This window comes from Nocardia sp. NPDC004711 (assembly GCF_053601595.1).
Genome location: NZ_JBSGCB010000140.1, coordinates 1 through 5,857, shown reverse-complemented (window position 1 = coordinate 5,857; position 5,857 = coordinate 1). Strand labels below are relative to the sequence as shown.

The window sequence follows — 5,857 nt, the reverse complement described above, 5'->3', positions numbered from 1 at the left end:
ACCCGATCCTTCGGACAAGCCACATCCCGGACCCACCAACCAGGCTAACCCCACACCCACATCCCGGTCTTGACATAAAGGGGAGCCATGAGCGGGCATTCGGCCGACCTCGGGTCGTCACAGCCAGTTGACCTTCTGCCGCACCGCGCTGACTGGGACTCACCACCAGAGGCGAGTCCAGAATCTCGACAACGCCCACCGAAACTCTGAACCTTCCCACAGCATTCGGATTCTGGACCGCTTGACAGGATCAGGCTCAGCAGGATGCCCCAGGCCCCACAGCAACTCGCCGGACGCACCCCAGAAGCCGATCAAATCCTTGTTCGCTTCCTTGGAAGCCTGCAACCACATCAATCGATGCTCGGTATATCCGTCATCGTCTTCGTCGTCTTCGTTCGCAGCTTCCAGCTCCGCCAGCCGCTCGGCGGAGTCCTCTTTGCCCCAGACTCCCCAACCTGCTGCTTCCGGTTCGGGCCATGGCCCGGAATCACACTCCTCGTGAGCCAGTTCGATAATGTCTTCGGGTGCATAACTGAACCGGAAACCAACATCATCCAGGTATGACCCCAGCTCTTCGCATATCAATTCCAACGCTTCGACGTAGAGCCCGGAGTTTTCGTGCAGAAAAGGGCCACCCTCGAAGATCTCCCGGACGAGGGCGGGTCCCAGACCGGCGGGGTCGGGGAACTTCGCCAGGACTCGGTTCAAGAGCCGTTCATCCCGGGAGCCGATCACGGCGGCAAGTTCGTCCAGGTCGGCCAAGTACACATGCAAGATATGCGACACGCGGTCAGCCTAGGCACTAGGCACCAACGGGCTACCGCCGCACTGAATTCGGCATGAGGGTGCGTTCGGTGATCCAGTCGGTGGATCCGAGATGACCTTGATCCGTGGATCTTTCGGGACGGTGTTCCTGGCTGGGGCGATCCGTGTGATCAGCGGCGGATGGCTGTGGTGTGCTTGGATCGAGCCATGTTCAATGCGCTTGGGGCAGAGGAATTTCGGCCGGACTCGGTTGCGGCTGCGTCCGTTGATGTGGTGGCCGGAGACGAAGATCCGACGGCATTGTTCGCCACGCTCGGGGTCGAATTGCTGCCGCTGACACGAGCGTCCAGGACGGTCGATGGTGGCGCGGTGTGGATGTGCGAGGTCGAGCCCGGGTATCAGGCCACCGATTTGTGGCAGCGGGCGCGTGGGGTATACGAGCGCACAGGACTATGGCCTGTGCTTCTGGGACTCATCGAGGAGAGTCTGAATACGCCAGGCGCCCAACAGGTCGTCGCGGGAGCTGTGCAGGATGGACGAGCATGGCTCGAACGCGCTCAGGTCGAGGGGCCGCGCGACGACGAGGGGCCGCGAGACGCCGAGGACCCGATACTTCAGAGTGCTTACGTGCTCACCGAGGAAGATCGCGACTACGACGGATTCGACTGGGCTGATGCGTGGATCGCCGTTGACGAATTCGAGGAGGCCGATCGATTGGTGCTCGTGCCCGCGCCGAATCCGTGGCTGGTGCCGCAGCTGTTGAATTGGAGCGGCGCACGCGATTTCGATCTCGACGGTGCGGACCACGCAACATTGTTGCGCAGGTGGGCTGGGCATTGGGGCGCGGAGTTGCTCGCGTTGAGCGAGTACGAGTTGGTGTTGCGGGTAGCCGACCCGCCGCAAGACGACAACGACGCGCTCACTGTTGCGCTGGAATCGTTTCTGTACGCCCCCAACCTCATCTACAAGGGGTGGGAAAGCCTCGATGAACTCAAAAAGCGTATGCCCGCACCGCTGTGGAGATTCCTGTGGTAGTCGATGCCACCCTGGCCAGAGGAGCTGGAGCTCCCCGCGCGCAAGCTGAGACTCGACACCCTGCTCGCGCTGCTCGTCCGACTTCCGCACATCGGCATTATGGTGCGTTCGGGTGGCTCAGATCGGCAGTCCCGGTTGGCCTTCCAGGCCCCGGGCTCGCCGGTTCGGACCGCGCGGCTCGCGGCATGAGAGCTCACTATTGCTAACTGTAGTCAGTTGTTTCGCTCTCGTTCTCATCGAGTACCTGTAGGAGCCTGCGGAAGTCCGGATTGCTCTTGGCCAGCTCAGGGAAGCTCTCGCGGATCTCTGCAGCAGTCATTTCGGGTGCATCGAGGCGGGTTATCCATACGACGGACGGGATGGTTTCGTTGTCGAGGTACGCGCGCAGTTTGTGGTGACCGTCGATGACGAAACCGCTCATGGGAAATCTGCTGATGGTTCGTAGCGCAATGACCGCTGGCCGCCGGCCAGCGTTGATCAGGCGTCGGTAGTGCGCGACGGCTAGATCATCGGACGGCGGCCAGCCCTCGGTCGGAACCAGATAAGTCGAGTCTTCTGGTGCTGGATAGAACCAGACGGGCTCATCCGGTTCTGCGTGTATGACGGCCTCTCGCGAGACCTTGGTCCGGTGTTTCTTCACCGCGTTCGGATAATCCGGCCACAGCGGCTCCGGTCCACGGAGTTCGTAGCGCCCCGGGGTCAGCAGTTGCAGCAACGGCCACAGCGACACGTACAGCGGAAGACTCGTCTTGGCACCAATGGTCAACTCTCGCAGAGCAGCCAGTGCCTGCGGTCGTGGTGGTCGTGAAGGAACGCGGGCGACGAGCCTACCGACGCTGCCGTCGTACGCGGAGGTGTCGAGATCGGTGACATCGCCGCCAATACGCAGCAGGCAGTGGCTACTCCAGCCGCCGGGCAGGTCCAGACGATGGCCAACACCTCGAACGTCAATTACTCCACTGCCGTCGCTGACGGCAACCTCCTCAACCTGATTACTCATGAGCCACTTCATAGCAGGGTGCAACCTGGTGGCCGGTCGTGCCACCACGTCCCCGCTGGCCGGCCAAAGCAGCGCGATCAGCGGCAATGCAGGACGTTTCGAACTGCTGTCACACAGCCTGCTGCTCTAGTGCAAAGCGTTACGGTCCGGCACCGTGTCGCCGTGCAATTCAAGCATCAGATCCGTTGGTGAAGGGCGGCAGCAAGTAGCCGCAGTCACGGGGGAATCGCGGGCAGAGCGACGCTGGCGATCGGCGGCGATGTACGCCGGACCGCCTGTACCGCTGACGATTACGCACGTGTCTCACGTCGACCAGTACGATCGTTGCCTTATGAGCGCCGAGTCGTCAGGCCGTGAGAACGGTAGCGATACACCGATCGAAAAGATGAGCCAGGACCGCCTCGCGCGGGCCCAGCTTGCGAACCGAATCGCGCAACGCATCGCCAGAACCGGCGCGGGGCCCAGTGTCGTGTTCGGATTGGCGGGGCCGTGGGGAAGCGGCAAGACCTCGATGCTGAGTATGATCGGCGAAGCTCTGACCAAGGACTCAGCAGACACCGAAAATCATTGGTCGGTTGCGCATTTCACGCCATGGGCCTCATCGGACATCGACTCTCTCATTACCGAGTTCTACACCGCGATCGCATCGGCCCTGCCAGAAAAGGCCACCGATGCAAGGAGTCTGCTGAAGGCGGCAGCACCTGTGGCAAACGCGGTCGGTAAAGCTCTAGCCGCCGCGGTCGTCGATAAGTTTGCGCCCGGCGGACTCGACGCTGCGTGGCAGGCAGGTACAGACGCGCTGGCCGATCAGCTCGGCACAGCAAAGACATCTGAGGACCCTTTCCAGGTCAGATTCGACAAGATCTCCACCGCCATCAAGAACGCCGATACGCGGGTACTAGTCGTCGTAGACGACCTTGATCGACTGCACACCGACGAGCTCTTGGCTGTGATGAAGGCGGTCCGGCTACTCGGGCGCTTCCCGAACGTGCACTATCTTCTGGCCTACGACAAGACCACGGTGCTGGACCTACTGACCTCTTCGGAATTGGCACGAGACAACCGGGACCGGGCCCATCGATACCTGGAGAAGATCGTCCAGTATCCGTTTGTTCTCCCCCCGATCCAACGAGTGCATATCGAAGCCGAACTGACAGAGGGGATTTCGACCGTTTCTGGGAATCTCGCGCTCGACCTCGATGCCCCGGCCACAAGGTATGCGATCGAGCAGTTGATCGATGTGCTGCCTGACCCGGACAGTTTGACTCTGTGGAGCGTCAAACAGCTTTGCCTTCAGACCGATGTGTTGTGTTCGACCGTTGGCCCGGGTGAAATCGATCTGTTCGACGCAGCGGTCCTCACCTACATCCGGTTGAACTACCCCGACCTCTATGAGCGGATCCAGACGTGGCGGCAGATGCTACTCAACCCTCAGCGCCGGCCTGCGAGCGAGGCCGAGGAGTGGCTCGGCCGAGTCGGCACTACCCTCGCCCCGGGCAGCAACGGTGAGTCCGTGGTTGCGGTCTATCGGATGTTGGTCGCAATGTTCCCAGGCCTGCCTCACGTCCAAGGTGCGGTGTGGACAGAACGAACCGCTGCTTGCCGGATTGGTGATCCGGATTACTTCGCCCGCTACTTCCAATTTGCGATACCCGAGGACGACCTGAGCGATGTGGACGTCCGCGAAACATTCCGAAATCTTGTCTGGCGCGGCGGACTTGAGGAGGACTCGATCATCAGCGAACACCTCACTGAGCGTGGCCCTCAATGGCGCAGACTGATGACGAAACTGTCCAAGAACCTCGATGTCGTCGAAGGATCCCCCTCGGCGGCCAGCGCGGAAGCCGCCCGCTGGGTCGCACGGCGCCTGACCAACCTGCATCCGATGGACTACTACTACGGCTGGGGTTCGGTCGTCTTCAGCATTCTCACTCACTCAGTGGCGACAGCAGCATCGGAGGAGGAAGCTCGCCACATCCTCACCGACTACTGCGACGAGTTCGGTCTGATTCAGACGGCACCGGTACTGACCCATATCCGCGTCGTGGAAGCGGCCTCCGACGATCGGCTGTCGGTCGCTGTCGGTGTTATCCGTGATCGTGTAGTGCACGCATGCATGCGAGACCTGAGCCTGCCGGACGTACCGTTCGAGGAGCAGGTTCTGTCGTTCATACGAGTCATGGACGATGCAATGTGGGCACAGCTTCGAGCAAATCTACTGGGCAGCGGGATCTCTCAGCAGAATATCGCGGCGCGGTTCGTCAGTACCTCACGAAGGATCGGGTCGGAAACAATTGTCATCGATTCTTTCCTTGAGGACTACTTCTCGAAGGTTGTTACGGTCGACGAGTTGAATCTGAGCGGGTTCGACAACCCGTCCACGGTCGATATGACCGACGTGTCGATCGACGGGCGACAAGCATTCGCCGCCTTCGAGCTGCGTCGCACCCGCGCCAACGACTCAAGGTAAGTACGAATTGGATGATCCCGACGGTAGGGCAGCGACAACGCCCACGTACGACTTAACCGCCCTCAATTCGGCATTACAGGATGCGACGGACCCGACCGTGCCGGCCGTGAGTGCCCTGATTGATGACTACGCATCAATCCCGCTGACCGGCATAAGCGGCCCTGACTTGAGGCGTACGGATCAACGGAGATTGATGCGTACGCCTCAACTCTCAGCTGGGGATTCCTCGGTCGTGCTCTACGTCGACCATCTCCCCGCGTAAGAGGTGATCCCTTCGTTGTGGTCCTTCCGTGTACGAACCCTGCACGTGCCGCCGCATGCGCTCGCAACCCTCCCGGTTGTGGTTCTCTCCCAACGCAACTCACATGCCAACGCAACATCCGCACGCGACGCGCCCCCTTGTGGTCCTCTCCTTTGTGGTCCTTCCTTCACCACCTGACCTCCCAAAACCCTTGTCCTCCAACACACCCCCGTACCTATCTTTTGACTCTGGTCTGGTCTGGCCGAGACTATGTCCTCCGAAGGCGGATATAGTCTCGGCCAGACCAGACCCCAGTACAGCGCCGCCGGCGCAGCTCAAGGGGGGT

Annotated in this window: 5 protein-coding genes; 3 read left to right on the top strand and 2 right to left on the bottom strand. The window is 61.0% G+C overall.

The features are described 5' to 3' along the window. Positions 1-159: 159 nt before the first annotated feature. Positions 160-786: a DUF7691 family protein gene (locus tag ACWEKS_RS48650; protein ID WP_452346496.1), complete on the bottom strand. Its 627-nt coding sequence runs from the start codon at positions 784-786 to the stop codon at positions 160-162. Between the two features lie 186 nt (positions 787-972). On the opposite strand from ACWEKS_RS48650, the gene ACWEKS_RS48645 reads away from it, so the two are divergent. Then, on the top strand, positions 973-1,800 hold the full coding sequence (locus tag ACWEKS_RS48645) for a DUF4253 domain-containing protein (protein WP_452346495.1): 828 nt from the start codon (positions 973-975) through the stop codon (positions 1,798-1,800). Positions 1,801-2,002: 202 nt separating this feature from the next. Here the strand turns inward: ACWEKS_RS48645 and ACWEKS_RS48640 are convergent, their stop codons facing one another. Continuing rightward, a complete protein-coding gene (locus tag ACWEKS_RS48640; protein ID WP_452346494.1) occupies positions 2,003-2,800 on the bottom strand; it encodes a hypothetical protein in 798 nt (265 codons plus the stop codon). On the opposite strand from ACWEKS_RS48640, the gene ACWEKS_RS48635 reads away from it, so the two are divergent. Together ACWEKS_RS48635 and ACWEKS_RS48630 are read left to right on the top strand one after the other, a co-directional pair. Then, positions 2,799-2,930: a hypothetical protein gene (locus ACWEKS_RS48635; RefSeq protein WP_452346493.1), complete on the top strand. Its 132-nt coding sequence runs from the start codon at positions 2,799-2,801 to the stop codon at positions 2,928-2,930. The two genes, ACWEKS_RS48640 and ACWEKS_RS48635, sit on opposite strands and share 2 nt — an antisense overlap. Positions 2,931-3,131: 201 nt before the next feature. Then, positions 3,132-5,270, top strand: a complete 2,139-nt coding sequence (locus ACWEKS_RS48630; RefSeq protein WP_452346492.1) for a KAP family P-loop NTPase fold protein — start codon at positions 3,132-3,134, stop codon at positions 5,268-5,270. The last annotated feature ends 587 nt before the right edge of the window (positions 5,271-5,857 follow it).